This is a genomic window from Thermosynechococcus sp., from assembly GCF_025999095.1.
Classification (GTDB): Bacteria; Cyanobacteriota; Cyanobacteriia; order Thermosynechococcales; family Thermosynechococcaceae; genus Thermosynechococcus.
The window spans coordinates 2,287,577-2,312,834 of the sequence record NZ_AP024678.1 but is presented as its reverse complement, the minus strand read 5'-3'; the positions used below and the strand labels follow the sequence as shown (position 1 = coordinate 2,312,834).

The following is a 25,258-nucleotide window of genomic DNA, read 5'->3' as shown; positions in this document are numbered from 1 at the left end:
GCGAATTGTAAAGGAAGTTAAGACTCCGTTGGTGTTGCTTCCTCAGGCTTCTCCTTGGTTAGCTGTGCCACCATTTCCTTAATGAGGATGTAAATAATCGGCACCACAAAGAAACTGAGGAGTGTGGCCGCAATCATGCCACCCGTGACACTGGTTCCCAAGGAGTGACGGGATTTTGCGCCAGACCCCGTGGCAATGACCAGGGGGAAGATGCCCAAAATGAAGGAGATTGCCGTCATTAAAATGGGGCGCAGCCGTTCTTCGGCCGCATGAATCACCGACTTGACAATGCCACTGCCCTTGCTTTCACGAATTTGGTTGGCAAACTCCACAATCAGGATCGCATTCTTACTGGCGAGGCCAATCAGCATCACCAAGCCAATTTGGCAAAATACATCATTATTCAGCCCCCGCAACCACTGTGCCAGCAAAGCACCCATGATTGCCAAAGGCACCGCAAGGATGATGATCAAGGGGTCAATATAGCTTTCGTACTGCGCTGAGAGCACGAGGAACACAAACACCAGACCAAGGCCAAAAATCAACGGTGCTTGGCCTGCGGAGCGGATGGACTCTAGGGATAACCCCGTCCAGCTATAGCCGATACCAGTGGGGAGAACCTCCTCAGCCAAAGAGGCCATTGTCATTATCGCTTGACGATCGCTGAGGGGCGGCACAGTTTGGCCGGTCACCTCTGCCGAACGGAACAAGTTATGGTGATAAATAATGGGCGGTGCCGAGACCTCTTCAATTTTTACGAGATTACTGAGGGGAATGAGGGCATTTTGCTCTGAACGCACATAGATGCGGTTGATGTCATCGGGATTCGAGCGAAACTGCTTATCCGCCTGCACAATCACTTGGTAACTGCGGGCAAAGATTGTGAATTGGTTAACGTATAACGACCCCAAGTAAATCTGCATAGCATTAAAAATGTCCTTGAGGGAAATCCCCAAGGCAAGGGCGCGGGTGCGATCAACCGTCACATTTAACTGGGGAGCATTAATGGCAAAGGGGGTATTAACAGCAACAAAACCGGGAGTGCTATTTGCTTTTAGGATCAGCTCGTTCACCGAACTTGCAAGGGTTTCAAGACCTAGACCCTGCTGGTCCATCACCTGCATATCAAAGCCGCCAAGGCCACTCCCACCAAGGTTAATGGTCGGCACATTGGACGAAAATACCACTGCTCCGAGTTCACCCGCGACCACCTTCTGAAACTGGGGTAGCAACTGATCAAGGGTTGGCCGCCGTGACCAAGGCTTGAGACTCGTAAAGATAATTCCTTTATCTGAACCGGTGCCAAAGAAGCTAAAGCCGGCAATGGCAAAGGTATGTTCGACCGCTGGATTTTGGGCGATCGCCTCCGCTGTTTTGAAGACAATATTACTCGTGTATTCTAGGGAGACCCCTTGGGGTGATTGTATGAGGGTGACAAAATAGCCCTGATCCTCTTGGGGGACAAAGCCACCGGGAACGATCTGAAATAGCCAGTAGGTCACCCCCAGCAGTGCGACAAAACCCGCCAGCACCCAGTATTTTAGTCGCACAATCACATTTAGGCTTCGCGCATAGCCCCGCCGCGTTCTTGCAATCAAGCGGTTAATCCAGCGAAACAAGATAAAGTTCGCCATCGGGGGACGTTCCCGCCGTAGGAGCAGGGCACACAAAGGGGGAGAAAGGGTTAAGGCATTAAAAGTAGAAAGGGCGATCGCAAAGACAATCGTCAAAGCAAACTGCTGATACAGCCGCCCAGTCACTCCCGGAAAAAAGGCCACGGGAATGAAGACCGCCATCATCACCAATGAGGTGGCAATCAACGCGCCGGTGACTTCCGCCATTGAGCGACTGGCCGCTTCTTGGGGAGTCATGCCCTCGTCTTCGATGAGACGGGTAACATTTTCCACGACCACAATCGCATCATCCACCACCAGCCCCGTCGCCAGCACCAGACCAAACAGGGTCAAACTGTTAATCGAGAACCCAAAAGCCTTCATAAACGCAAAAGTGCCGATCAACGAGACGGGGATCGTCACCGATGGAATAATTGTGGCACGCCAATCTTGAAGAAATAAAAAGATCACCGCAATCACAAGGATGATGGCCACAATCAGGGTAATGACCACCTCTTTGATCGACTCCTGCACCGCATCGGTGGTGCTAAATCCCGTACTCCATTTCAGGCCCGGCGGAAATTTCTCGGCTAAAATAGCCATCTCCGCTTCCACAGCACGGGCAATGTCGAGGGCGTTGGCACTACTGAGTTGATAGATACCAATCCCGACCGCGTTACGACCATCAAACTGAAAGTTGGTGTTGTAGTTTTGTGCTCCGAGCTCGGTGCGACCGACATCGCGAATGCGAACCACGGAACCATCTTCACCGCGCTGAACAATAATGTCGGCAAACTCTTCTTCTGAGGCCAAGCGACTTTGGGCTTGAATGGAAATTTGAAACTCCTGTCCCTCTGGTGCTGGGGGGGCACCAATAATCCCGGCCCCCACTTGGACGTTCTGATCAGAGAGAGCGCGCACCACATCCTGAGCCGTGAGACCGCGACTGGCTAAGCGATTGGGATCAAGCCAAATCCGCATCGCATAGGTGCGTTGACCAAAGACCTGAACCTTTCCTACGCCCTTCAGACGTTGCAGCGGTTGTACCACATAGAGGGTCGCGTAATTGCTGATGAAGGTGGCATCGTAGTCGTAGCCCTCCTCTGGGTACAGGGCTAAGGCCAAAACAATCTGATTCGTGGATTTGCTAACATTGACCCCAGTGTTAATGACCTCTGGTGGCAGTTGTGAGGTAACAGAGGCAACTAAGTTATTCACATCTACCGCAGCAATGTTTTCGTCATAGCCCTCAGTGAAGGTAATCGTGATATTGCTGTTGCCAAAGCTATTACTGGTGGAGTCAATGTAATCCATCCCTTCCACGCCATTAATTTGCGTTTCTAGGATCGTGGTGACATTCGTTTCGACGGTTTCAGCATTAGCACCGGCATAGTTGGCAGACACCTGAATTGTCGGTGGTCTGACGTTAGGGTAGTACTCAATGGGCAGCGTTGGCAGCGCGATCGCCCCCACCAGAATAATTAGTAGAGAACAAACTGTTGCAAAAACGGGGCGCTTAATAAAAAAATTGCTAATCATGCTCTTTTAAGACTCAGGAGTAATGGGCACACCATCGCGCAGGCGCTGAATTCCCGAGACAACAATTTGCTCTCCCGGTTTGAGGCCTTGAAAAACTTGATATCTGTTCCCTTGGATCGCCCCCACTTGAATGGGCTTTTGTTTGGCAATCATGTTGCCCTCGGTGTCTTTTTCGGCGACAAAGACAAAGTTTTGGCCGGCAAGATTGGAGACAGCCGTCGTCGGCACCAGAATCCCCGGTTGCTGATCGAGAATGATACGGGCTTGAATTTGTTGATCGGCACGGAGATTATTCCGAGTATTGTTGTAGAGGGCTTTAACTAAAATAGTTTGGGTATTGTTGGTGGTGTTGGGGGCAATGAAAAAAACGGAACTCCTACCGACAACACTGCCATTCATATCTACTAACTCCACCGGCGTTCCCACCCGAATGCGGGAGATCTGCTCAATGGGCACTTGAATATAGACCTCTAAAGGTTGATTTGAGGTCAGGGTGAGGAGGTTGGTTTGGGGGGTTACAAAATCGCCCACTTTGGGGGGAATATTGCCAACAACACCACTAAAGGGAGCGCGCACCTGAAACCAGTTCAGGACAACGGCCTGCTGCTGGGCGTTAGCTTGGGCAGCAAGGAGGGCCTTTTCTAAGCGAGCAATGGTGGCCTGTTGGGCACGAATATCGGCTTCGGTTTGTTGGAGTGCTGCTTGGGCGGTGCGAAAGCTGGTGATGAAGGACTGCGCTTGTTCTTTGGCAACAGCCCCTTCTGCCAGGAGGGCCGTATAGCGTTCCGCTTGAATCCGATTGAACTCTACGGTGGCGAGATTGGCACGTCGCTGGGCTTCAAGGGCGCGGAGGATGGAGCGGGCATTCTCTACATTGGCTTGAGCGGATTGAATCGCGGCTAAATTGCTAGCAACAACGGCTTGCTGTTCTGAGGGGTCAATGAGGATGAGGGGCTGACCTTGATTGACAAACTGACCGTTTTGAACATAGATTTGAGCAATTCGACCCGAAACTTGGGGTTGGAGGGTGATGGACTCACGGGATTGCAAAGAGGCGTTGTAAACAGCGGTTTGCGAGAGAGTTTCCGTTTGAACCGCCGCAAGTTTCACCCGCGCCGCTGGGGGGGGAGCCTTTGCCTTTGGTTGACCACAGGCGGTAACAAGGAAGCAAAGACTTCCTAGGAGAGCTGATGTGAACAGTTGCCGTTGCACCATACCTCAGACCCTATGGGACCCAGCGTAGGCAATAAGTACCCTCAGTCTAGCCTAAAGGCACCTATGGCGAGTGCTGCTTTAATGATTAGTTTTGCTTTAATGATTAGTTTAATGATGAGTTTTGTATATCTGGGGTGCGGAGAGAATACCTTCTATTGGCAATCCTCCGCTAAGATGTAGAGCAAGGGGCAGGGGGTCATTTCTGGCCTACCTTAGAGGCTAGGACAATTCCTGCACCAACCTTTATCAACGACAGTACAGGTACCAGTGGCTCTTACCAAGAAAACACAGCAAGAACAACCCATGATTAATGAGCGCATCCGTTTTCCGCGGGTGCGGGTGGTGGATACTGATGGGTCCCAATTGGGGATTATGTCGTCCCAAGAGGCGATCGCGATCGCCCGCGAAAAGGAGCTTGACCTGGTTCTCGTCAGTGACAAAGCAGATCCCCCCGTCTGCAAAATTATTGACTACGGCAAGTTTCGCTTTGAACAGGAAAAGAAGGCGCGGGAAGCTCGCAAAAAGCAGCATACCTCCGATGTCAAAGAGGTGAAGATGCGCTACAAAATCGAAGAACACGATTACAACGTTTGTATCAACCGCGCTGAGCGTTTCCTCAAAGCCGGGGACAAGGTGAAGGCTACGGTGACATTCCGAGGCCGAGAAATTCAGCACTCCCACTTGGCAGAAGAACTCCTCAACCGTATGGCCAATGACCTGCAAGCGGTGGCCGAAGTGCAGCAGGCACCGAAGCAAGAAGGGCGCAATATGATCATGTTTTTGGCACCCAAGCGGTAATCAATGCTGGGGGCGTATGTTTGGCTTTCGTCCAGACCCCAAATCCCCCCCGCTGGACGTTTCGGCCAGTGAGAAACCCGGTTCGGCACTGCTGCTGGCGATCGCCGCCCTGGCCACAATTGTTCTTTGGCAGATTCCCCTGGGGAAGTATCTGCTCTATCCCTTTACAATCTTGGCCACATGGTTCCATGAAATGGGGCATGGCCTCACGGCAATTCTGTTGGGGGGCTACTTTCAGCAATTAGTCATCAATCCCAATGGTTCAGGATTTGCCCGCTATGGCGGCGAGGTGCTCCTGGGAAATTTAGGACAGGGTTTAGTCGCCATGGGCGGGCCACTGGGACCGGCGATCGCTGGCAGTCTCTTTATTTTGTCGAGCCGCTCCCATCGTGCCACAGACCTCTGTCTCAAAGCACTGGGGATGCTGATCCTAGTTTCGCTGCTGCTGTGGGTGCGATCGCTCTTTGGCATTGTGTTCATGACCTTGGTGGCGATTGCCATTCTGCTGGTGGCCTATTGCGGCAATCGCTGGCTCAAGGGGATTGCCATTCAGTTCCTTGGGGTTCAGGCCTGTATTAGCACATTTCAGCAGGTGGACTACCTTTTTACCCAGGCCATTCCGGGGGGCCAGCTCTCCGATACGGGGCTTCTTCAACGGTACCTCTGGCTTCCCTATTGGCTGTGGGGAGCAATCATTTCTCTGATGACCTTGGGGTTGCTGCTGTGGAGTCTCAAGGTGGCCTATACCCGCCCTAGGTAATGCCCCAGCGGTGTCGCCAACGACTCGTAGACTCACGGTTAGCAGTTTGCTGCTCCACTTGGCGGCGCCATCGAATCGTCTGGGCACTATCCCGCAGGTGGGGATCGCGGTAGGGAATACCCGCCCGGGTTTGCAAATGTTCCTGTTCCATCAGCGACAGGGGAATGAGTTGATCTGGTTGCCAGCGAGCCACGGTTCCCTGTGCCCATTCATGGCTGTGCTGGCGGGCAACAATTGGCAGCGTCCCAAGGTGTAAACCCGCCGCCTGTAAAGCAGAGCGAACGGCCGCAGCGCGACAATAGGTGGCTAAATGCCCCGCCGGTGCCAAACACTGAGCCACTAAGCTGAGAAACTCTACCGTCCACAGTTGCGGACAGCGCTGGGGTGAAAAGGGATCGAGAAAAATCGCATCGGCTTGGAATCCTTGGCAAACGAGGTCTTGAATCGTTTGGCGGGCATCCCCAATTAAAAGTCGTGCCTCACACCGTGGGGTGCTCACCCGCTGTTGCTGAGCCAATCCCTCAAGAATCTCTTGAACCGCTGCTGGCCAAGGGGGCATCACCGCTAAAGCTGCTTGGGCAACGCCCACATCTAGCTCGAGGCCGATGATCGTGACCTGACAGGTGGGATTGTGCTGCCAAATGACCTCTAGCGCCGCGGCAGTGTTGTAGCCCAAACCATAGCAGATGTCCAAAAGCCGCAGATGAGAGGCTTGGGCTTTGCGGGGCAAAGCGGTGGCGATCGCAAACTTTTCAAAGGCTTCTTGACGCGCTCCCCCAAGGCTATGGAATGTTTCGCCAAACTCTGAAGAAAAAAATGTAAAAGAGCCGTCTGCGGTGGGTTGGGGTTGCCAGATTGAGTTCAAAGCAGGAGCTAAGTTTTTGGAAGAGGCCATCACTGCGTTTGCGTGGGGGTCTGTGGTTGGGGGGCAGGGGGTCGGTTCATGACCACAAGGCCAATTCCCGCGATCGCAAGAACAATAACTATCCCGGCAACAATGGGCAGCCAAGGGGAAGCAGATTTGGGTGTTGGCGCCGACTGTGGCGGAGCATTGGAGGGCAGCGGGGGGGGAGTGGCATGAAATTTCGTTTCTTCTTCTGATTGCTTATCCTCTGCACCTTCCTCTGCTTGGGTAATCGTTGCGGTCATCGGCACTGCCTTAATACTGTGATAGTTGACGCTCTTCAAATATTTGACAAACTCCGCATCCCCCATCGACACGGTGGCGTAGTGCGCCTTGACGGCTCCACCAAAGTTAATTTCATCTCCATCTTTGAGCTCATGGCTTTGCACTCGCTGGCCATTCACTAGGATACCGTTGGCACTGGGCTTACCATCAGCATTACCATCCACCACGCGATAGCGATAGCCATTTGGTGAGGGAATCCGCAGCAGCAAGGCGTGTTGCCGTGAGACACCGTGACCATGAATGACAATCGCATTGGTGACATCGCGGCCAATGGAGTAGGTTGCCGCCTCCAAAGGGATTGTGCGCTTACCCGTTTCATCCTCGATGTTGAGTAGATGGTGCTCACGGTTACCGCTCATGGGAACACCCTAGATTGATGGATGATAGCTAATCACTATCTTAGCCTGCGGACTAGAATTGCCAAAGATATCAAAAAAAAGCTAGGGGCAACGATCATCCCCCGGCCACAATCCCATCCCCTCTCAATAAGAGATAAGAGGGTCAGAAACTAGGGCGTCAACGTGGAGCACAAAACCCCAACCACTGTAGTTTGGTTATCACTCTTGAACTCAGGATGAACAAAGCAGGCCTCCTTAACCAAAGGGACACATTAGCCCTACCCCCTGGCATCAGTCGCGCTAAAAAATTGATAGGTTTTTGTAAATGTTTTTACCTTGATTTAGGCAGAATATTGATGGACCGAAATAATTAGACCAGTACTCTATGTCATAATGATAAAATCAATTTATTCAATCTTTCCATCTCTGCGATCTCTGCGATCATGCAGAGCTATCGGTGAGGCCGAGTTTCACCTAACCCTTTTCCTGATCTGCCAAGGGAAACAGGCGCACCGGGGCGAGGGCTTGTAGTTGTTGACCGAGGCGAAAGGCTTGGGGTTCATAGAGTTCAAGGGTGATTGCCGCAGGCAGTTGCTGAATAAAGGTGCGCGATTGCAGCAGGGGCAGACCCGTGATCTTGGTGATCAGATTCCCAATTTCTAGGGCCGCTTCCGCGATGCGGGGATGACCGACCCAAAGCCGCCAGAGACGCCGGGGCGCCATTTTGCCCTGTTCAATGCGCCGTAGGCCATCAATCGTCGCTAAAACAATCAGGCGATCGCCCGCCGTCAGTTGCAGCGTGTCACTGGGCAAGAACTGATGACGGGTTTCACCGCCCAGAAACTGCTCGTGGCGATCGTAGAAAATAGGGATGACGGCATAACCATAGGCCACTTCCCCAATCAACTTGCCCTCAAGGGTATCGCCGGCGGTAACGGTGTAGTCGGCAATCAGTACCGTCTGCTGATCAATTTGAAACAAACCCAACACCGTTTCCCCAAAGGCAGCACCAGCAAAGGCTTCGGCAGCAAGGGCATAGGCACAGAGTGGCCGGGCGCGGGGGAGGAGATCTCGCAGATCGTTGGTGAGGGTAGGATTGTAGATGCCAATGACCAACCCAATGGGAGGCTCGCGCTGCTCTGTGGCTTGGCGGGCGATTAAGGCTGCCTCTAGGTTCAACATTTCATCGGCAGTGGTGAGAACCACACTTTTGGCGGTTTCCAGATGGGCTTGGGGAAGCTTTTCTGGAATGTTGCCAAGGAGCATCGGCAAGTCTTCAAAAAGCTGGGTCTGCTCTGGGTTGTCCACCAGGAGCACAAGGGGTTGACGGCAGGCCCGTAGCAGCTGCACTACCTGCTGACCAATGCGATCTAGCCCAACCACAATCACGTGATCGGCCGTGGGCAAAGGAGGACGTTTTTTAAGAAAGTCAAACCGCGCTTGCAGCAGTTTTTCCGCCAAAAGTCCCAAGATGCCGACAATAAAGAGGAGACTAACGATCGCCACCAAAATACAGACCACCAACAGCCAAGGAGGAACCGGATCGTTGTCTAGCCCGCCAAAGACATCACCAAAGCCCCCCAGCAAGAGAATAAACCCGGCAGCAAAGGCCTTCTGCCACGTTAGCGCGGGGACGTTGTAACGCAGCAGGATAGCAGTCAACAGCCACAGACTACTGCCAATCCAAAGGCCATTGAAGATCAATTCGCGGGAGCGATCGCTCTGGATCCACTGCCAAAATCGCTGTACCTGCTCAGGCAGTTGCCGTACCCACTGAAGTAGCTGCTGAAGCGGATGGGGCTCTGAGATTGGCGATGGGGTTACCCTCTCTACCCGTTCAATCCAAATGGGGCGATCGCCCGCCTGAAAGCGCCAATCTGAGGGCCAATGGTTAAAGAGACGGTGGGGGCGAGTCGGCTGGAAGATCGAGGGCTGGGAATGGCAGTCGCGAATACTAATCAGGCGTTGATGGCGGCGCTGCCAGCGGTGGGCCGACATACCCACTAGGGGACTATCAGCAGTGATGGTTTGTTGCAATACCCGAAACTGTTGCCCCTCAATCGTAAACACAGCAAGGATATTCTCCTCAAGGGCTGCAAGGGCAAAGGCCGGTGCCGGCAGTTCTGTGGGATTGAGTGCCATAAAGTTTCCCAATTTTTTCTTGAGGAGGGCGTTGAGATTATCACGACTAGAGCGCACCACGAGGTGGACACTTGGATTTAAGCGCCGAGCCACAATCGCCGTGGCAATATTGGTGGCCTCATCACTCGTCACCGCCAGGAGCGTGCGGCAGCGGTCAATACCAGCGGCTTTAAGAACCGCCTCCTGCCGACAATCACCGATGATCACAGGTTCACTGAGCAACGCCGTCAACTGGGGAATGTCCCACTCAATGTTGGCCTGGCGTTCAACGGCACAGATCTGAAGCCTCAGATGCTCACCGGCAAAGCGATGCAAGCTTTGGATACAAAACTGACCTAAACTACCCAAGCCACAGATGATAAAGCGATCGCTGGCACCGGTTTCCCCTATCGGAGTCGCCTGCGGTATGGCCGAGACAACAGACCACACTTTCCACCAATAGGGAAAAGGCTGATAGGGTTCTGCCGCAAAGAGTAGGAAACTACCCCGCTGCCACTGCTGCCAGAAGGTCTTACCCCAAGTGGCTAGGCGATGGAGATCAAGGTTGGTGGATTCAACCCAGATGCTGAGGTAGCGATCGCCAACATCAATGAACCAGGTTGCACTGCTACCCAATAGTTGGCGCAGCTGGCGGTCAATAACCTCTTTTAGGCTAGCCATATCCTCCTAGCCCAAATGGGATAGCAACTCCTTTTGATCCAACTGACGACCAATGACCACGAGGCGAGTTTGACGGACCTCTGCCGCTTGCCACGGGCGATCGTAGTACAAGTCTAGTCGCTGCCCCACCCCTTGTACCACCAGTCGCATGGGCTTGCCAGCAATAGCCGCAAACCCTTTGATGCGGTAAATATCTGGTATTTGGAGCAAACGCTCCAGAAATTGTCGGAGGCGCTGAAGATCGCACATGTCTATCTCTAAGCAAAGCGCTTGAATTTCTTCATCGTGGTCGTGCTCCTCCTCAAAATCATGGTGACTCGGTCGCTGCCCCAGGTGTTCTTCCACTGCGGCATTAAATCCCAGCAAAAGATCTGCGGGCACCTCTCCTTGCTGAGCTGCCAGGAGCTTAATCCGGGCCGGCAGTTGCTGGCGAAGCTTCCTGAGGCATTGCTGTACCTGATCGGGGGTCAGTTGATCGGTTTTGCTGAGGATAACTAAATCGGCACAGGCCAGTTGATCGTTAAAGAGCTCCTCAAGGGGGGTGTCCTCATGCTGTAAATTGGGATCTGCATCTTTCTGGGCAAAGAGTGCCTCTAAATCTGCACTCACTTGACCTGCTGCCAAGGCAACACCATCCACCACAGTCACGACGCCATCAACGGTTGTGGCATGGCACACCTGCGGCCAGCGAAAGGCCATGACTAAGGGCTTGGGCAATGCCAGTCCCGACGTTTCAATGACAATGTGATCAATCTCCGGCCGCCGCGCCAAGAGGCTCTGCATCGTTGGCAAGAATTCCTCCTGCACTGTACAACACAGACAGCCATTGGTGAGTTCCCAGATGCCCGCTGGGCGATCGCAACAGGCCTGTAACAACTCGCCATCAATACCGACATCGCCAAACTCATTCACAATTACAGCAATGCGCCTGCCCGCTGCATTCTGAAGTAAGTGCCGAATGAGGGTTGTCTTACCGCTGCCGAGAAAACCGGTAATAATCGTCACTGGAATTTTTGCACTCATTAAAATGCCTCAATGTTAGGAAAGTCTTTGAGTTGATGAGCTGCTTCGCCACAGGTGCGCGGTGTCGGAAAGATTTTTTCGGGGTTGGCCAGCCGTTTGGGATCAAAGGCAGCCCGCACTTGTTGCATTGTCTCTAAATCCGCTGGGCTGAACATTTCGCCCATAAAGCAGGCTTTATCACTACCAATGCCATGTTCCCCAGAAATACTGCCCCCCAAGCGCACACAGAGCCTGAGGATTTCGCCCCCTAGGGCCTCCACTGCCGCAAGTGCACCGGGCACCGATTGATCGTAGAGAATCAAAGGATGCAGGTTGCCATCCCCCGCATGAAAGACATTGGCAATGCGATAACCACTGCGGCGGCTCAGTTGTTCAATTTCCTTGAGGACGGTGGCCAGTTGACTGCGGGGAATGACCCCATCTTGGACAAAATAATTAGGACTGAGGCGACCGGCAGCGGCAAAGGCGGCTTTGCGACCCTTCCAAAGGCGGAGGCGATCTTCAGCTGCGGTGGCAACTCTCACATGGCGTGCCCCCTGTTCATAGCAAATGCGCCTGACACGCTCCTGCAAAATAGGCACCTCTGCTTCAAGACCATCAACTTCCACCAGCAATACGGCACCGGCATCACGGGGGTAACAGTTGGTGGCCACCACATCCTCAACGGCGTTGATACTGAGGTTGTCCATAATTTCCATGCCCGCAGGAATGATTCCCCCTCGAATAATCGCAGAAACGGTTTCCCCGGCCGCTTCAATCGTGGTGAAGTCTGCCAGTAGCACAGCGATCGCCTCCGCCTGCTTGAGAAGCCGCAGCCGAATTTCTGTGGCAATACCGAGAGTGCCCTCAGACCCGACAAAAACCCCCATCAGATCGTAGCCGGGCATTTCTGGAGCAGGGCCACCAAGTTCAACAATCTGTCCATTGGGCAAAACCACTGTGAGTCCCAGTACATGATTTGTGGTAACGCCATACTTCAGGCAATGGACACCGCCGGAGTTTTCGGCCACATTGCCACCAATGGAGCAAATAATTTGACTTGAAGGATCCGGAGCATAGTAAAAGCCGTGATCGGCAACGGCTTGGGTAACCCATGCATTGATTACTCCCGGCTGCACCACCACCTGCTGGTTGGCTAGATCAATCTCTAAAATCTGGTTCATGCGGGACGTGACAATGAGAATCCCCTCCGTGTGGGGCAACGCACCCCCGGATAGCCCCGTCCCTGACCCGCGGGCCACAAAGGGAATGCGGTAGCGATCGCAGACTTTGAGGATCGCCGAGACCTGGGCGGTGGTTTGGGGAAGCACGACCAGCTTTGGCCGCTGCCGATACATAGAAAGTCCATCGCACTCGTAGACGAGGGCTTCTGCGGGATTCTGAATGAGGCTGTCTTTGCCGACAATCGCAGTTAATTCCTCGCTAATGCGCTGCCAAGGGGTAATTTGCTGTAGTGTGGACATCCCCAGTGCTCTGAAACTGCCTTCTTTTATCCTAAATTGGCTTCCCCTTAGAAACATGGGGAGAGGGGGGATTTGACATTTGTTTACTGAATAGTTATAAAATTATTCTTAGAACAACTAAGCTGAAATGGTAACCGTTTTAAGTTTAATCTTCAGGCTGAGGGAGTTTCCCCACGCTTTACCCCCTAAAGGAGTCCGCTATGCTGTTTCGCCAACTCTTTGACTACGACACTTGGACCTATTCTTACCTAATTGCCGATGAAGCTACGGGTGACGCTGCCTTAGTGGATAGCGTCCTTGAACAGGTGGATCGCGATGTGCGGTTGATTCAGGAATTGGGTCTCAAATTACGCTACTGCCTAGAAACCCATGTCCACGCTGACCACATTACCGGGGCGGGCAAAGTCCGCGAACGCACGGGCTGCAAGACCCTTGTGCCCGACAATGCTCGCGTGGACTGCGCCGATGGTTTTATCAAAGACGGCGAAGTGATTCACGTCGGCAGCATCCCGATTCAGGCGATCGCCACCTTGGGGCACACCGATAGCCACATGGCCTTTTTGGTGAATGGCACCCATCTGCTGACGGGGGATTCTCTCTTTATCCGGGGCTGTGGGCGCACTGACTTCCAAAGTGGTGATGCGGGTGCGATGTATGATGCGGTAACACAGCGGCTCTTTACGCTACCGGATACGACATTGGTTTACCCCGGCCATGACTATCGCGGTCACACTGTTTCCACCATCGGTGAGGAAAAACGTTTTAATCCTCGCTTTGTCGGTCGCGATCGCCAGCAGTTCATTGAATTCATGGCCAACCTGAACTTGCCCGATCCTAAGAAAATCATGGAAGCGGTGCCCGCTAACCAACAGTGTGGCATGGTTGCCACTGCCGTCTAGCTCCTTGATCCCTGATTGCCCCTGTCTTGTTAGCTAACCCTGAGTAACTATTTGAGAACCAACGACGAGAACCAACGACGATGACTACAACAACGACGGAGTCTCCTCTCATTTCTGCGGCTGAACTCCACGATGCCCTGCAGCGACAACAGGTACTGCTAATTGATGTGCGTGAGCCCAGCGAATACAACAATGCCCATATTCCGGGGGCGCTGCTGTGTCCCTTGGCGAATGTCAAGGAACTTGAACCCCCCTGTAGCTCTGACACCCCTGTGGTGCTCTACTGTGAATCGGGCCGGCGATCGCGCATGGCTTACGAAACCCTTGCTCAGCGGGGGTTGAAAAATCTCAAAAACCTTGAGGGAGGCATTCAACGCTGGAAACAGGCGGGCTATCCGGTCAAGGGTGCTGTGAGTGCTCCCATCAGCCTGATGCGGCAGGTGCAAATTGTTGCCGGCAGCCTGATTCTCACTGGTGTGATTCTTGGCTTTGCCGTTAACCCAGGGTTCTTGTTCCTGTCGGGCTTTGTGGGGGCCGGCCTGGTCTTTGCCGGTGTCACGGGAACCTGTGCCCTAGGGCGGCTGTTGGCCCTGCTGCCCTTCAATCGCCCCCAGGTGAAATAGCCCATGCTGAGCTACTGGCTGGGGCATGGTCTGGCGATCGCCATTGGTTTGAGCCTGGGTCTATTGGGGGGCGGCGGCTCCGTCCTTGCCCTGCCAGTACTGGTCTATGTCATGGGCATTGAAACCAAAGTCGCGATTCCGATGACGCTTGTGATTGTCGGCAGCGTCAGCTTATTGGCGGTGATCCCCCAGTGGCGGCGCGGCTACGTCAACCTGCGTCTAACTCTGATTTTTGGCTCGGCAACCATGGTGGGTGCTTACCTGGGAGCACGCCTGGCGGCCTTGCCCTGGATTACCGATACGGTGCAACTCCTACTCTTTGGCGTTGCCATGATGGTAGCGGCTGTTTTAATGATTCGGCGGCAAAAACATCCCCCTGCCCCTGAACTCACCCCGCCGGAAAGTTCCCTTGAAAGCCAGCTTTATGCCCCCCCAGTATGTAAGTACTGTTGGCTGTGGCTACCCACCGAGGGCCTAGGTGTCGGTGTTTTGACGGGGTTGGTGGGGGTTGGTGGGGGGTTTGCCATCGTTCCTGCCCTTGTCCTCTTGGGAAAAATTCCGATGCGGCAGGCGATTGGTACCTCGCTGTTAATTATTGCTGCCAATTCTATAGCAGCAGTTTGGGGCTATCTGGGCACTGTGACTTTAGATCCGCGCTTGACCCTGACGCTCACTCTCGCAGCGACCAGCGGTTCGGTAATGGGGAGCTACCTTAGTCACCGCATTTCCGCCAAGCGACTTCAGCAGGGCTTTGGTTACTTCTTAATTGGCATTGCTCTTTTCGTGATCCTGAAAACCCTACTGGCACCCCCTCAGCGCAGCAAAAGCTCCACCCTGCTGCCGAGGCACGACCTTAGGGCATCCGTTCCCCCAAGACGAAGCCAGACTTAGGGTTCTGGGGCTTCTGAGGCATCCTGCTGTTGTTCAATTTGATTGAGCTGATTGAGCAGCGAAAGAACGCGACTGCCCCGTTCAAGGGATCGATCCTCAACAAACACCACCTCGGGTGTCCGCCGCAGGCGGATGCGCTGCCCCAATTCCCGCCGCACAAAGCCTGAAGCTGCCTTCAGTCCTGCCATCGTTGCGCGCCGCACCTCATCCGTGCTGTAGATGCTGACGAAAATCTTGGCGTGCTGCAAATCACCGGAAACCTCCACATCGGTGACACTGACCAAGCCCGCCCCCACGCGCTCATCGCGGATTTCGTACATTAACAACTGGCTGACTTCCCGTTTGATTAATTCTGCTACCCGTGCCACCCGTCGTTCGGTCGCCATGGCGGGCCTCCTTTTCTCGCTTGTTGGCAAAGACTATCCTGCACCTCTCCTAATTTTATCAAGATAGCTATGCCTCTGTTTCTGGCTTGGGGGCGATCGCCCAAGACCTCTGGAGCAGTAACCACTGCCAGCAGTGTTACAATACTTAACATTTCCTGCTGGCGTTCTGTTCAGGTTGAAGCCTCAATTTTCTGCTGTCTTGCTAAGTTGCGACCCCTGCTCAAAAATGAGAACCCTGAGAAGCTAGGCAACAATCACCTTGATATTTCGTAAGAATTCCGCTATCACGTTAATATAGCTCTCCCACAGTAAATGCTGATGGGAAGCTTAACCTACCCTTGGTAAGCGCCAACAGCAACTAGGTAAAACTACCTACTAGCTCAAGCCTTAGCGAGGGAGGGGTTTCTTATTTATGAAGCCAAATTAACAGGATGCTGGAGCGATCGCTCCTAAGTTTTTAAGGAGCTGATAACGCCCTACCAGCAACTGTAAGGTTCTAAATCTGGCATCTATATCTGCAAGAGGATTTAATTCCATGACGATCGCGATTGGACGAGCGCCAGCGGAACGGGGATGGTTTGACATCCTCGACGACTGGCTCAAACGGGACAGATTTGTCTTTGTCGGCTGGTCAGGCATCCTGCTTTTCCCCTGCGCCTACCTGGCGCTGGGGGGCTGGCTGACCGGGACCACCTTTGTCACCTCCTGGTACACCCATGGCCTGGCCTCCAGCTACCTGGAAGGGTGCAACTTCCTCACCGTTGCCGTTTCCACCCCCGCCAACAGCATGGGGCACTCCCTGCTCCTGCTGTGGGGCCCCGAAGCCCAAGGGGACTTCACCCGCTGGTGTCAACTGGGCGGTCTGTGGACCTTTATTGCCCTGCACGGCGCCTTTGGTCTGATTGGGTTCATGCTGCGGCAGTTTGAAATTGCTCGCTTGGTGGGCATCCGTCCCTACAACGCCATTGCCTTCAGCGCCCCCATTGCCGTCTTTGTCAGCGTCTTTTTGATCTATCCCCTGGGGCAATCCAGCTGGTTTTTTGCCCCCAGCTTTGGGGTTGCCGCCATCTTCCGTTTCCTGCTATTTTTCCAAGGGTTCCACAACTGGACCTTGAACCCCTTCCACATGATGGGGGTAGCCGGTGTGCTGGGGGGTGCCCTGTTGTGTGCCATCCACGGCGCCACGGTGGAAAATACCCTCTTCCAAGATGGAGAGAGTGCCAGCACCTTCCGAGCCTTTAGCCCGACCCAGGCGGAAGAGACCTACTCGATGGTGACGGCAAACCGGTTCTGGAGCCAAATTTTTGGCATTGCCTTCTCGAACAAGCGCTGGTTGCACTTTTTCATGTTGTTTGTGCCGGTGACGGGGCTGTGGATGAGTGCGATTGGCGTGGTGGGTCTAGCGTTGAACCTGCGGTCCTATGACTTCATTTCGCAGGAGATTCGGGCCGCGGAAGACCCTGAGTTTGAGACGTTCTACACGAAGAACCTGCTGTTGAATGAGGGCATCCGTGCTTGGATGGCCCCCCAAGACCAACCCCATGAAAACTTTGTCTTCCCAGAAGAGGTACTCCCCCGTGGTAACGCTCTCTAGTAATTCGATTTTTGCCACCAATCGCGACCAAGAATCCTCCGGTTTCGCGTGGTGGGCCGGTAATGCTCGTCTGATTAACCTCTCCGGCAAACTCTTGGGTGCCCACGTCGCCCACGCTGGCCTGATTGTTTTCTGGGCCGGTGCCATGACTCTGTTCGAGTTGGCTCACTTCATTCCCGAGAAGCCAATGTACGAGCAAGGGCTAATTCTCATCCCCCACATTGCCACCCTTGGCTGGGGTGTTGGCCCTGGTGGTGAAGTCGTGGACACCTTTCCCTTCTTTGTGGTTGGAGTGGTACACCTGATTTCCTCTGCTGTTCTCGGCTTTGGTGGGGTTTACCATGCGATTCGTGGCCCTGAAACCCTTGAGGAATACTCCTCTTTCTTTGGCTACGACTGGAAAGATAAAAACAAAATGACGACGATCCTTGGTTTCCACCTGATCGTCCTTGGTATTGGTGCTCTATTGCTGGTGGCTAAAGCCATGTTCTTTGGTGGTCTCTATGACACCTGGGCACCCGGTGGTGGCGATGTCCGCGTCATTACCAACCCCACCCTTGACCCGAGGGTCATCTTTGGCTATCTGCTGAAGTCTCCCTTTGGTGGTGAGGGCTGGATCGTCAGCGTCAATAACCTTGAGGATGTTGTCGGTGGTCACATTTGGATCGGTCTGATCTGCATTGCCGGTGGTATCTGGCACATCCTGACAACCCCCTTTGGTTGGGCACGCCGTGCCTTCATCTGGTCTGGGGAAGCCTATCTTTCCTATAGCTTAGGTGCCCTCTCCATGATGGGCTTCATTGCCACCTGCTTTGTCTGGTTCAACAACACGGTCTATCCCAGTGAATTCTATGGTCCTACGGGCCCGGAGGCCTCTCAGGCTCAGGCAATGACCTTCTTGATCCGCGACCAAAAACTGGGGGCCAATGTTGCCTCGGCTCAAGGTCCCACGGGCCTTGGGAAATACCTGATGCGCTCTCCCACTGGCGAAATCATCTTCGGTGGTGAAACGATGCGCTTTTGGGATTTCCGTGGTCCTTGGCTGGAGCCCCTGCGTGGTCCCAATGGTCTTGACCTGAACAAGATCAAAAACGATATTCAGCCTTGGCAGGAACGTCGTGCCGCTGAGTACATGACCCACGCTCCCTTAGGTTCTCTCAACTCTGTGGGCGGTGTGGCCACCGAAATTAACTCGGTGAACTTCGTGTCTCCCCGCTCTTGGCTAGCAACCTCGCATTTTGTCTTGGCCTTCTTCTTCTTGGTGGGTCACCTATGGCATGCGGGGCGTGCCCGGGCGGCGGCGGCTGGCTTTGAGAAGGGGATTGACCGTGAATCTGAACCCGTGCTCTCGATGCCTAGCCTAGATTAGGGCAACTTACGGATTCTCATTCAGAACTTCTTGGCTCCCATTAAGCGATGGGAGTCTTTTTTATGAAGATTTTTATGAAGACTCAACCATTGAGTATTTCTAGCAGGCGGGCAGCAATGCGATCGCTCGCTCCTGGACGCCCCATACGCTCGACACCGTTAGCGGCAATTCGAGCTAGTAACTCAGAATCTCGCCAAATACTCCAGAGGGTAGGGAGGGCTTCTAGGGGATCATCCAGAAAAAAGATGGACTCCCCCAGTAGGCGTTTTTGACGGCGGGCAAAACGACGGGTAAATTGGGGGCCTTCACCGGCAAATGTCACCACCGGCTTGCCGAGGCCCACACACTGCTCGGTTGCGGTGCCGGCAAGGGCAATTGCCCCTTCTGCCCAATGCAGAAATTCCCGAAAGTGGTGTGAACTTAAGATCAGTTGTTGCTGACCCAACCGCCATGCGGTGGTCTTGGGTAATGGACTGGCTATCGGTTGCCAACCCTCCAGACTCTGCTCAAGAAGCTGTAAATCAAGGCTGGGACTGACGGCGGCAAGACATGTCAGGGGCTGATCGTGATGGGGTGTCAGTACCCCTAGAATGTGTTGCCAATTGCGGTAGGCCTCGGGGGCACGAGACCCCGGCAGCAGCACAATAGTTTTAGTGGTAAAGGGGGATTGCTCAGGGGGGGGCATCACTAAGTCCATCATTGGATTGCCACAGTAGTGAACCGTGTAACCCAATTGCCGCAACCCTTTGGCGGTTAACTCATCGCGAATAAAAATGCCGCGACAGCGGGGCGATCGCCACAACCACCGTTCCCAGGGAAGATAGTCACTGCCTGCCCAACCCATTCCCCAACCATAGGGGCGCCCTGTCCCATCCCAAAGGTAATAGTCAGACTTGGCAGTGCCAATAAAACTGTAGGTGCCGCCACTGCCATAGGCCAGCAACAATGGCACAATATCCCCCACCGCCAAAAGATGCCCTCCCAACTGCTGCCAAGCTTGGATGGTGCGAATCTGCGATCCTAAAAGTCCCAGCAGACCAGCCTTGAGATCCCGCCATAAATGCCGTAAATCCATGTAGATAAATCCACCGGAGGGCAGCACTTTTCCTGGGTGCAAGAGCGGAATACCGAGCCGAGTATAGGCAGACCCTAAGCCCACCAAGGGCAACGCCATTAGATCTACATCTGGGCAACGCTCTTTCAGGGCTTGTAAAGTGATACTGGCGATCGCGTCCTCACCGTGACCATTACTAAGGCAAAGGAGTCGCTTCATGCCTGCATTAGCTCAAGAGTTGCCGTAAATCGCGACCAATCATCCTCCTGATCAATGGCTTGCCAAATCTGTTCGATGTGGGGACGAGTGAGGATGACAAGGGGGTTGGCTGCCCGTAAGGTCTGGGGAATTGCTGCCCGCTGTGGTGGAGTTGCCTGCTGCAATAGCTCAAAGTAGCATCTTTTCCAAGCCTCTAGCAATTTCTGATCTGCTGGTGTCAGGGTTGGGCTGCCCGAAAAGAGATGACCCACATCGGCAGCCCACTCTGGGGAAAATTCCTGCCGCAAGCTGATAAAGAATTGAGGATAACTGATGATGCTGCGACTGAGGAAAGCTTGGGTCTGCGCTACGAGGGAACGGCCAAGCTCTAGGGGAAGATCTGCCCAACCGAGGCGTTTGAGCATCAGTTTCAAATAGGTGGTTTGACAGCGATCGCCAAAGGTTTTCAGAGCTGTTGCCATTTCCTCAAGGGGAATGACCCAAGACAGCGGAATTTGCAGTTTCTCCAGATTCCAAGCACAAATTGCCGGTTGATTGCCATAGGCATATCGGCCATAGTAGTCAAAGGAGGCTGCCGTAAATCCTAAATCATACCGTTCCAAAAAAACATAGGGACCATAGTCAAAACTTTCACCCGTGATCGCCATATTATCGGTGTTCAAAACACCATGGCAAAAGCCCGCCACCAACCACTGTGCCGCCAGATCCGCTGTGCGTGCCACCAGTTCACGATAGAAAGCACAATCCCGTTCCTTGGGGTCTGGGATCTCTAGCAAATGGGGATAGTAGTAGTCAATGACGTGGTCGAGCAACCGTCGAATCAAATCTGGTCGCCGCAGATAGTGGAGCCGCTCAAAGGTACCAAAGCGGATATGGGAGCGCCCCAGGCGCACCAAGACACTCGATCGTGTCGGCGATGGCTCATCCCCTCGCCACAGGGATTCCCTCGTTTCCACTAAACTGAGACTGCGAAAGGTACGCACCCCCAAGCGATGCAGCAGTTCACTGGCCAAAACTTCGCGGACACCCCCTTTTAATGTAAGGCGACCATCCCCCCCTCGCGAATAGGGTGTGGTGCCAGAACCCTTTGTGCCAAGGTCATACAGTTGACCATCCACACCGCGAAACTGGCCATAGAGAAACCCGCGACCATCTCCTAAACGGGGGTTATATTCCCCAAACTGATAGCCGTGGTAACGCATCGCCAAAAAGGGTTCTCGCCCCTGAAACTGGCCAAAGGCGGCAATAAAATCGGCATCGGTTACTTCAGCGGCATCCAAGCCCATCAAGGGTAAGAGAGTATCATTGCGAAAACGCAGGATATGCTGCGGAAATGTTGCTGGTTGTACCTCGTCCCAGTACTCTTCCCCTAGGGAAAGAAAGGCAGGCTCATACTCAAGGGCTTGAAAACGGTGTTGAGACATTCAAAACATATTCAAAACGTGCAGAGCGGACTGAGCTATTGGGGTGTCCTGGGAGTTTCCCGTTTGGATTTTGGGGGATTGGGGGGATCCACAAGGGCACGCAAGTGCGCTTGAATTCCTTGGTGCCGTTCGACTCCCTCAAAGGCAAAGGGGGTGTACCCGCGATCGCCCATCAAACCACGAATATAGCGAATGCGCTCATTAGTAGGGGGGTGCGTGGAAAACCACGGTAGCGGTGGCTCCTGATGGCGGTATTCCTGTTTGAGGGTGTGCATTAGGTTAAGTAGGCCATCAGCAGCATAGCCTGCCCTGGCAAGAATCTGTGTGCCCAAAATATCCGCCTCTCGCTCCATTTCACGACTATAGCTAGTTACGAGAATCCCTGTCACATAGCCACCAGCGGGTAATAACCGCGTCAAGTTGGCAGTGGCCGTGCCTTGGCTCATCAAGCGAAAACCGTGGGAGAGGACTGTATGGGCAATTTCGTGGGCAAGTAATCCTGCAAGTTCCGCTTCGGTATTCGCTTTGAGAATTGCACCAGAGTTGATAAAGATCTTGCCGCCGGGAAGGGCAAAGGCGTTGAGATCATTGTCTTTTATCACAAAAAATTCATACTCAAATTCATTGCGACCGGCCACTTTGGCAAGGCGCTGCCCGACTTCATTGACATAGGTCTGTACTTCCGCATCCTCAAGGAGCTTGACTTGGCGGCTAATATGCCGCGCCGCTGAGCGGCCTAGGGCAGACTCCCCTTGCATCATCAAGGTCATCATTTGAATCGAGTTCAAAGACAGCAGGGGATTGCCCGTGAGGGCGACACCGACTAGGCCGGTGAGGGCACCCACAACCATGCCTTCGCGCAATTGCCCTTGAAGACGGCGCCGGAACCGTTGCATGCGCTCTGCGGCCAGTTGCTCAAATTCCGGTGTAGCAGGATGATCAGGATTCAGGAGGGCAAACCGCTGGGCGGCAAGCGCTGCTTCCAGCCACTGCTGCTGGCGATCGTAGAGCGCAATCAGGCTGCGTTGAATGTCTGGCTGGTCGGGATAGAGACTGGCGGCCTTCTCTAGATGGGCATAGGCCTCTTTGAGGGAACCCTGCTGAGCCAGAAACTCAGCAAACCGCACTTGAGCAGGAATAAACTCCGGAAATTGCTCCACCAGCAGCTGTAGCGGTACAGCCTGGGCAGTGTAAAGTCGGGAGCCAGACTGAACTTCTCGCCAATAGACTTGGGCTGCCGGGGGCAGTTGACTAATTTCCAGTACAGCGGGAGGTGCGACACGGGGTGGTGGCACATTCAGGTCAGCTTTGGCCTTTTGGTAGTAGGTTTGGGCGGTGGTCAGGTCGCCTAATTGCCAGTAGCGATCGCCCTCCCGTAGAAGTGCTAAACGCGCCTCCTGTGCTGCCTGCTCTGCTGTTAGTTGCGGTGTTGTGAGGGCCTCTGGAGAATTCCGGCGAAGTCAGTCGTTGTCGGTGAGGGTTCGACAGCAGAAGGTAACGAATCAACCTTGACCTCAATGGTCGTCGGCAGGGAAGCGGCAGATTCTCTGAGGGGGGGCAACTTCTGCGGCGGGCTGGGGTGGCAGCGGCAATAGATCGATAGCAGAGCCTTCAGATTGTGGCAGGCGAGCTTGGGCAAGGGGGGCCGCTTCAATGAGAGCAATCAACGCCTCTTCTGCTAGACCAGTTGGGGGTAGGGACCTCTCCGCCGCTCTGACGGGTTCAAGACCCACTCCTAAAAGAAAAGCCATACCCAGCGGCCAGTAGCGTAACCCATCTTTCACCATCACACCGTCCTCAAGCCACCTGATTGTTTATAGTTTAATCACTAGTAACCGGCAAATTGGGTTGTCGTTAGAATATAAGAATATTAAGGTACCAACAAGTTCCAAAGGCAATGGCCTCTACGCTGGAAGAAAAATTACGGACTGCTTTTACACCGGAACAGGCACATCTACTGGTGGAAGTGATCCGTGAGGCCTATGACGACGTCGTAAGGGCGAGGGACTTCAATGAACTGAAGTCAATCGTTGCCGATCTGGGTCAAGCCCAAAAACGCACCGAGGAACGGGTAGAAGAGCTAGCCCAAGCCCAAAAACGTACTGAGGAACGGGTAGAAGAGCTAGCCCAAGCCCAAAAACGTACTGAGGAACGGGTAGAAGAGCTAGCCCAGGCCCAAAAGCGTACTGAGGAACGGGTGGAAGAGCTAGCCCAAGCCCAAAAACGCACTGAGGAACGGGTAGAAGAGCTAGCCCAAGCCCAAAAACGCACTGAGGAACGGGTAGAAGAGCTAGCCCAAGCCCAAAAACGCACTGAGGAACGGGTAGAAGAGCTAGCCCAAGCCCAAAAGCGTACTGAGGAACGGGTGGATCAGCTAGCTGTTGCTGTAGATCGGCTGTCTGCCGCCCAAGAGCGCACAGAGAGGGCAGTGAAACAACTGGCGCGGCAGGTGGGAGGTCTCAGTGAAGCCCTCGGTGGCTCCCTGGAAGACTTGGCTTTGGAAGTAGTGCCAGAAATTCTAGAGTATCGTTGGGGGATGGAGATTGACTTTTGCGATCGCGACACCCTGCCCCTGCGCAACAATGGCGAGTATGAATTTGATTTAGTGATTCGCGCTCAGGTGGAGGGGCGTCCTGTATTGGTGCTAGGAGAGGTGAAAAGCAACATTACAGAATCAGAGGTGGAGCGATTCTTAAACCTTGTAGCTCAGGTAGAGGCAAGTGAGGAGATTCGCCCCCTCTTTTTTGGCTATCGCTTGGAACGGGCCGCCAAGGATTTGATTCGCGAACGGGGCGCCGTCATGATCACGACACGGGGTAAATACTTCCCTGCATAAGCCTTGTCAGAATTGCTGGGTTTAGCAACAATAGGTGACCACCAATAGTTCACTAACCTTACCCCGTTTATGGCGATCGGAGTTGATGACACGGCTGGCTTTAAGTTCAATGCAACGCCAAGAGCGATAGAGTTGCAGCATGGGTTCAACCCAAGCATTGCTCAGCATGACGTAGCATCGCCGTTGAGCTAGTTCAGCCACCACCTTAGCTAGGGCAGTCTGCTCTGCCTCGCCGAAAGGTTGGCTGACGTAGCTTGTAAAATTAGCCGTTTTGGAAAGCGGATAATACGGCGGATCAAAGTAAATAAAATCTCCCGTCGCTGCCCAAGTTAAGACCTCCTGAAAATCGGCCACAGTTAGTTTCACACCTTGAAGGGCATGACTCGCCTGACGCAAAGCCTCTGGATCAAAAATCTGGGGATTGCGATAACGCCCCATAGGAACGTTGAACTGTCCCGCACGATTAACGCGATAGAGGCCGTTAAAACAGGTTTTGTTCAGATAGATCAAACGAGCGGCACGGGTCAGCGGGTCAAGTTGCTGCGGATCCCAACCCCGAACGTGGTAGTAAAAGGCTTCACTATGCTGTTGCCGATATTCTGTAAGTTTCTGAATCAATTCCTCAACGCGATCGCGCACAATTTGGTAGCAGTTGATGAGTTCAGGGTTGCGATCGCTCAGGTGCGCCTGCTGAAATTGAAACTGCCCTTGCTGGGCTTTGCCAAAGAGATACCAATAGAGCGCTGCACTGCCACAAAATGGCTCAGCATAACAGCAGCATTGACGGGGTAGGTAGGGGGCCATTTGGCTCAGTAATTGAGACTTGCCCCCCGCCCACTTGAGAAATGGCTTGGGGTTGAGGATCGTTGCTGTCTCCACTAGGCCGGCGGAAACAGGATAAACAACAGGCCCTGCTGCCCCACAAGTAATTCCCGCAGGAGTGTGACAATCCCCACCCAAATAATCGGGCTAATATCAACTCCCCCGAGAGGCGGCACGATGCGGCGGGTGGGTGCCAGCACAGGCTCTGAGAGCCAGTAAATCACTTTCAATGGCCCTTGGGTGAGGTTAATTTGCGGGTACCACGTGAGGACAATCCGCCCCAAAAAGATCAGGGTAAAAATGGCGAGGATGATTCCCAGGACCCAATTGACCACAACAACAGCAGGCATTGGCATTGCTTATGCTATCCCGAACTATTATCCCAAAAAAGCGAACTATAT

At 53.6% G+C, this 25,258-nt stretch carries 22 protein-coding genes; 8 read left to right on the top strand and 14 right to left on the bottom strand.

Annotated features, from left to right (window positions below; all coding sequences use genetic code 11):
* Window positions 1–17: 17 nt before the first annotated feature.
* Entirely contained in the window at window positions 18–3,152 is a 3,135-nt protein-coding gene (locus Q0W94_RS11350; protein WP_297759249.1) for an efflux RND transporter permease subunit, read from the bottom strand.
* Window positions 3,153–3,158: 6 nt separating this feature from the next.
* On the bottom strand, window positions 3,159–4,367 hold the full coding sequence (locus Q0W94_RS11345; protein ID WP_297759247.1) for an efflux RND transporter periplasmic adaptor subunit: 1,209 nt from the start codon (window positions 4,365–4,367) through the stop codon (window positions 3,159–3,161).
* A gap of 303 nt (window positions 4,368–4,670) precedes the next feature.
* Between Q0W94_RS11345 and infC the strand changes: the two genes are divergently transcribed.
* Window positions 4,671–5,165 carry a translation initiation factor IF-3 gene (gene infC, locus Q0W94_RS11340; RefSeq protein WP_051372785.1) on the top strand — a complete coding sequence of 165 codons (495 nt, stop codon included), beginning with the start codon at window positions 4,671–4,673 and terminating at the stop codon, window positions 5,163–5,165.
* 16 nt (window positions 5,166–5,181) lie between these two features.
* On the top strand, window positions 5,182–5,925 hold the full coding sequence (locus Q0W94_RS11335) for a M50 family metallopeptidase (protein ID WP_297759245.1): 744 nt from the start codon (window positions 5,182–5,184) through the stop codon (window positions 5,923–5,925).
* Here Q0W94_RS11335 and Q0W94_RS11330 read toward each other — a convergent pair.
* The 5 genes from Q0W94_RS11330 to Q0W94_RS11310 form a co-directional block, all read right to left on the bottom strand.
* On the bottom strand, window positions 5,918–6,820 hold the full coding sequence (locus tag Q0W94_RS11330) for a tRNA (5-methylaminomethyl-2-thiouridine)(34)-methyltransferase MnmD (protein ID WP_297759242.1): 903 nt from the start codon (window positions 6,818–6,820) through the stop codon (window positions 5,918–5,920). The genes Q0W94_RS11335 and Q0W94_RS11330 overlap by 8 nt on opposite strands.
* Window positions 6,820–7,473: an FHA domain-containing protein gene (locus Q0W94_RS11325; RefSeq protein ID WP_297759239.1), complete on the bottom strand. Its 654-nt coding sequence runs from the start codon at window positions 7,471–7,473 to the stop codon at window positions 6,820–6,822. The genes Q0W94_RS11330 and Q0W94_RS11325 overlap by 1 nt, the downstream gene beginning before the upstream one ends.
* 453 nt (window positions 7,474–7,926) lie before the next feature.
* Window positions 7,927–10,254 carry an NAD-binding protein gene (locus tag Q0W94_RS11320; protein WP_297759236.1) on the bottom strand — a complete coding sequence of 776 codons (2,328 nt, stop codon included), beginning with the start codon at window positions 10,252–10,254 and terminating at the stop codon, window positions 7,927–7,929.
* Window positions 10,255–10,260: 6 nt separating this feature from the next.
* Window positions 10,261–11,277 (bottom strand): cobalamin biosynthesis protein CobW, encoded by a 1,017-nt coding sequence (gene cobW, locus Q0W94_RS11315; RefSeq protein WP_297759233.1) that lies wholly within the window; start codon window positions 11,275–11,277, stop codon window positions 10,261–10,263.
* Complete coding sequence (locus Q0W94_RS11310) at window positions 11,277–12,740, bottom strand: FAD-linked oxidase C-terminal domain-containing protein (RefSeq protein WP_297759182.1); 1,464 nt, start codon at window positions 12,738–12,740, stop codon at window positions 11,277–11,279. The genes cobW and Q0W94_RS11310 overlap by 1 nt, the downstream gene beginning before the upstream one ends.
* A 200-nt stretch (window positions 12,741–12,940) precedes the next feature.
* Between Q0W94_RS11310 and Q0W94_RS11305 the strand changes: the two genes are divergently transcribed.
* The 3 genes from Q0W94_RS11305 (at window position 12,941) to Q0W94_RS11295 (ending at window position 15,153) form a co-directional block, all read left to right on the top strand.
* Entirely contained in the window at window positions 12,941–13,639 is a 699-nt protein-coding gene (locus Q0W94_RS11305) for an MBL fold metallo-hydrolase (protein WP_297759179.1), read from the top strand.
* 80 nt (window positions 13,640–13,719) lie between these two features.
* Window positions 13,720–14,262: a rhodanese-like domain-containing protein gene (locus tag Q0W94_RS11300; RefSeq protein WP_297759176.1), complete on the top strand. Its 543-nt coding sequence runs from the start codon at window positions 13,720–13,722 to the stop codon at window positions 14,260–14,262.
* Window positions 14,263–14,265: 3 nt separating this feature from the next.
* Window positions 14,266–15,153 (top strand): sulfite exporter TauE/SafE family protein, encoded by an 888-nt coding sequence (locus Q0W94_RS11295; RefSeq protein ID WP_297759173.1) that lies wholly within the window; start codon window positions 14,266–14,268, stop codon window positions 15,151–15,153.
* On the opposite strand, the gene rbfA is transcribed toward Q0W94_RS11295, so the two are convergent.
* Window positions 15,150–15,539: a 30S ribosome-binding factor RbfA gene (gene rbfA, locus Q0W94_RS11290; protein ID WP_297759170.1), complete on the bottom strand. Its 390-nt coding sequence runs from the start codon at window positions 15,537–15,539 to the stop codon at window positions 15,150–15,152. The genes Q0W94_RS11295 and rbfA overlap by 4 nt on opposite strands.
* 535 nt (window positions 15,540–16,074) lie before the next feature.
* On the opposite strand from rbfA, the gene psbD reads away from it, so the two are divergent.
* Together psbD and psbC are read left to right on the top strand one after the other, a co-directional pair.
* Window positions 16,075–17,133: a photosystem II D2 protein (photosystem q(a) protein) gene (psbD, locus tag Q0W94_RS11285; RefSeq protein ID WP_024124638.1), complete on the top strand. Its 1,059-nt coding sequence runs from the start codon at window positions 16,075–16,077 to the stop codon at window positions 17,131–17,133.
* Entirely contained in the window at window positions 17,117–18,502 is a 1,386-nt protein-coding gene (gene psbC / locus Q0W94_RS11280) for a photosystem II reaction center protein CP43 (RefSeq protein ID WP_297759167.1), read from the top strand. The genes psbD and psbC overlap by 17 nt, the downstream gene beginning before the upstream one ends.
* Window positions 18,503–18,584: 82 nt before the next feature.
* On the opposite strand, the gene Q0W94_RS11275 is transcribed toward psbC, so the two are convergent.
* From Q0W94_RS11275 to Q0W94_RS11260, 4 genes are all read right to left on the bottom strand, one after another.
* Window positions 18,585–19,775, bottom strand: a complete 1,191-nt coding sequence (locus Q0W94_RS11275) for a lipid-A-disaccharide synthase-related protein (protein ID WP_297759165.1) — start codon at window positions 19,773–19,775, stop codon at window positions 18,585–18,587.
* Window positions 19,772–21,199: a YdiU family protein gene (locus Q0W94_RS11270; RefSeq protein WP_297759162.1), complete on the bottom strand. Its 1,428-nt coding sequence runs from the start codon at window positions 21,197–21,199 to the stop codon at window positions 19,772–19,774. Before Q0W94_RS11270 ends, Q0W94_RS11275 begins: the two co-directional genes overlap by 4 nt.
* A gap of 35 nt (window positions 21,200–21,234) precedes the next feature.
* Entirely contained in the window at window positions 21,235–22,494 is a 1,260-nt protein-coding gene (locus Q0W94_RS11265) for a M48 family metallopeptidase (RefSeq protein ID WP_297759159.1), read from the bottom strand.
* A gap of 219 nt (window positions 22,495–22,713) precedes the next feature.
* The gene (locus tag Q0W94_RS11260; protein WP_297759156.1) at window positions 22,714–22,986 is read right to left on the bottom strand and encodes a hypothetical protein; all 273 of its coding nucleotides are present in this window, start codon (window positions 22,984–22,986) and stop codon (window positions 22,714–22,716) included.
* Between the two features lie 110 nt (window positions 22,987–23,096).
* Here Q0W94_RS11260 and Q0W94_RS11255 point away from each other — a divergent pair, with 110 nt between their 5' ends.
* Window positions 23,097–24,035, top strand: coding sequence for a hypothetical protein (locus tag Q0W94_RS11255; protein ID WP_297759153.1), 939 nt, complete (start codon window positions 23,097–23,099; stop codon window positions 24,033–24,035).
* 21 nt (window positions 24,036–24,056) lie between these two features.
* On the opposite strand, the gene Q0W94_RS11250 is transcribed toward Q0W94_RS11255, so the two are convergent.
* Together Q0W94_RS11250 and Q0W94_RS11245 are read right to left on the bottom strand one after the other, a co-directional pair.
* The gene (locus tag Q0W94_RS11250; protein ID WP_297759151.1) at window positions 24,057–24,914 is read right to left on the bottom strand and encodes a DNA adenine methylase; all 858 of its coding nucleotides are present in this window, start codon (window positions 24,912–24,914) and stop codon (window positions 24,057–24,059) included.
* On the bottom strand, window positions 24,914–25,207 hold the full coding sequence (locus tag Q0W94_RS11245; RefSeq protein ID WP_315863072.1) for a YggT family protein: 294 nt from the start codon (window positions 25,205–25,207) through the stop codon (window positions 24,914–24,916). The genes Q0W94_RS11250 and Q0W94_RS11245 overlap by 1 nt, the downstream gene beginning before the upstream one ends.
* Between the last annotated feature and the right edge of the window lie 51 nt (window positions 25,208–25,258).

Excerpts from the sequence above, each read along its gene's own strand:
- Q0W94_RS11255 (WP_297759153.1), top strand. The coding sequence starts at position 23,097 with ATGGCCTCTACGCTGGAAGAAAAATTACGGACTGCTTTTACACCGGAA.
- psbD (WP_024124638.1), top strand. The coding sequence starts at position 16,075 with ATGACGATCGCGATTGGACGAGCGCCAGCGGAACGGGGATGGTTTGAC.
- Q0W94_RS11350 (WP_297759249.1), bottom strand. The coding sequence starts at position 3,152 with ATGATTAGCAATTTTTTTATTAAGCGCCCCGTTTTTGCAACAGTTTGT.
- infC (WP_051372785.1), top strand. The coding sequence starts at position 4,671 with ATGATTAATGAGCGCATCCGTTTTCCGCGGGTGCGGGTGGTGGATACT.
- Q0W94_RS11305 (WP_297759179.1), top strand. The coding sequence starts at position 12,941 with ATGCTGTTTCGCCAACTCTTTGACTACGACACTTGGACCTATTCTTAC.
- Q0W94_RS11325 (WP_297759239.1), bottom strand. The coding sequence starts at position 7,473 with ATGAGCGGTAACCGTGAGCACCATCTACTCAACATCGAGGATGAAACG.
- Q0W94_RS11335 (WP_297759245.1), top strand. The coding sequence starts at position 5,182 with ATGTTTGGCTTTCGTCCAGACCCCAAATCCCCCCCGCTGGACGTTTCG.
- Q0W94_RS11300 (WP_297759176.1), top strand. The coding sequence starts at position 13,720 with ATGACTACAACAACGACGGAGTCTCCTCTCATTTCTGCGGCTGAACTC.
- Q0W94_RS11320 (WP_297759236.1), bottom strand. The coding sequence starts at position 10,254 with ATGGCTAGCCTAAAAGAGGTTATTGACCGCCAGCTGCGCCAACTATTG.
- Q0W94_RS11310 (WP_297759182.1), bottom strand. The coding sequence starts at position 12,740 with ATGTCCACACTACAGCAAATTACCCCTTGGCAGCGCATTAGCGAGGAA.
- Q0W94_RS11330 (WP_297759242.1), bottom strand. The coding sequence starts at position 6,820 with ATGGCCTCTTCCAAAAACTTAGCTCCTGCTTTGAACTCAATCTGGCAA.
- cobW (WP_297759233.1), bottom strand. The coding sequence starts at position 11,277 with ATGAGTGCAAAAATTCCAGTGACGATTATTACCGGTTTTCTCGGCAGC.
- Q0W94_RS11260 (WP_297759156.1), bottom strand. The coding sequence starts at position 22,986 with ATGGTGAAAGATGGGTTACGCTACTGGCCGCTGGGTATGGCTTTTCTT.
- rbfA (WP_297759170.1), bottom strand. The coding sequence starts at position 15,539 with ATGGCGACCGAACGACGGGTGGCACGGGTAGCAGAATTAATCAAACGG.
- Q0W94_RS11295 (WP_297759173.1), top strand. The coding sequence starts at position 14,266 with ATGCTGAGCTACTGGCTGGGGCATGGTCTGGCGATCGCCATTGGTTTG.
- Q0W94_RS11245 (WP_315863072.1), bottom strand. The coding sequence starts at position 25,207 with ATGCCTGCTGTTGTTGTGGTCAATTGGGTCCTGGGAATCATCCTCGCC.
- Q0W94_RS11275 (WP_297759165.1), bottom strand. The coding sequence starts at position 19,775 with ATGAAGCGACTCCTTTGCCTTAGTAATGGTCACGGTGAGGACGCGATC.
- Q0W94_RS11345 (WP_297759247.1), bottom strand. The coding sequence starts at position 4,367 with ATGGTGCAACGGCAACTGTTCACATCAGCTCTCCTAGGAAGTCTTTGC.
- Q0W94_RS11270 (WP_297759162.1), bottom strand. The coding sequence starts at position 21,199 with ATGTCTCAACACCGTTTTCAAGCCCTTGAGTATGAGCCTGCCTTTCTT.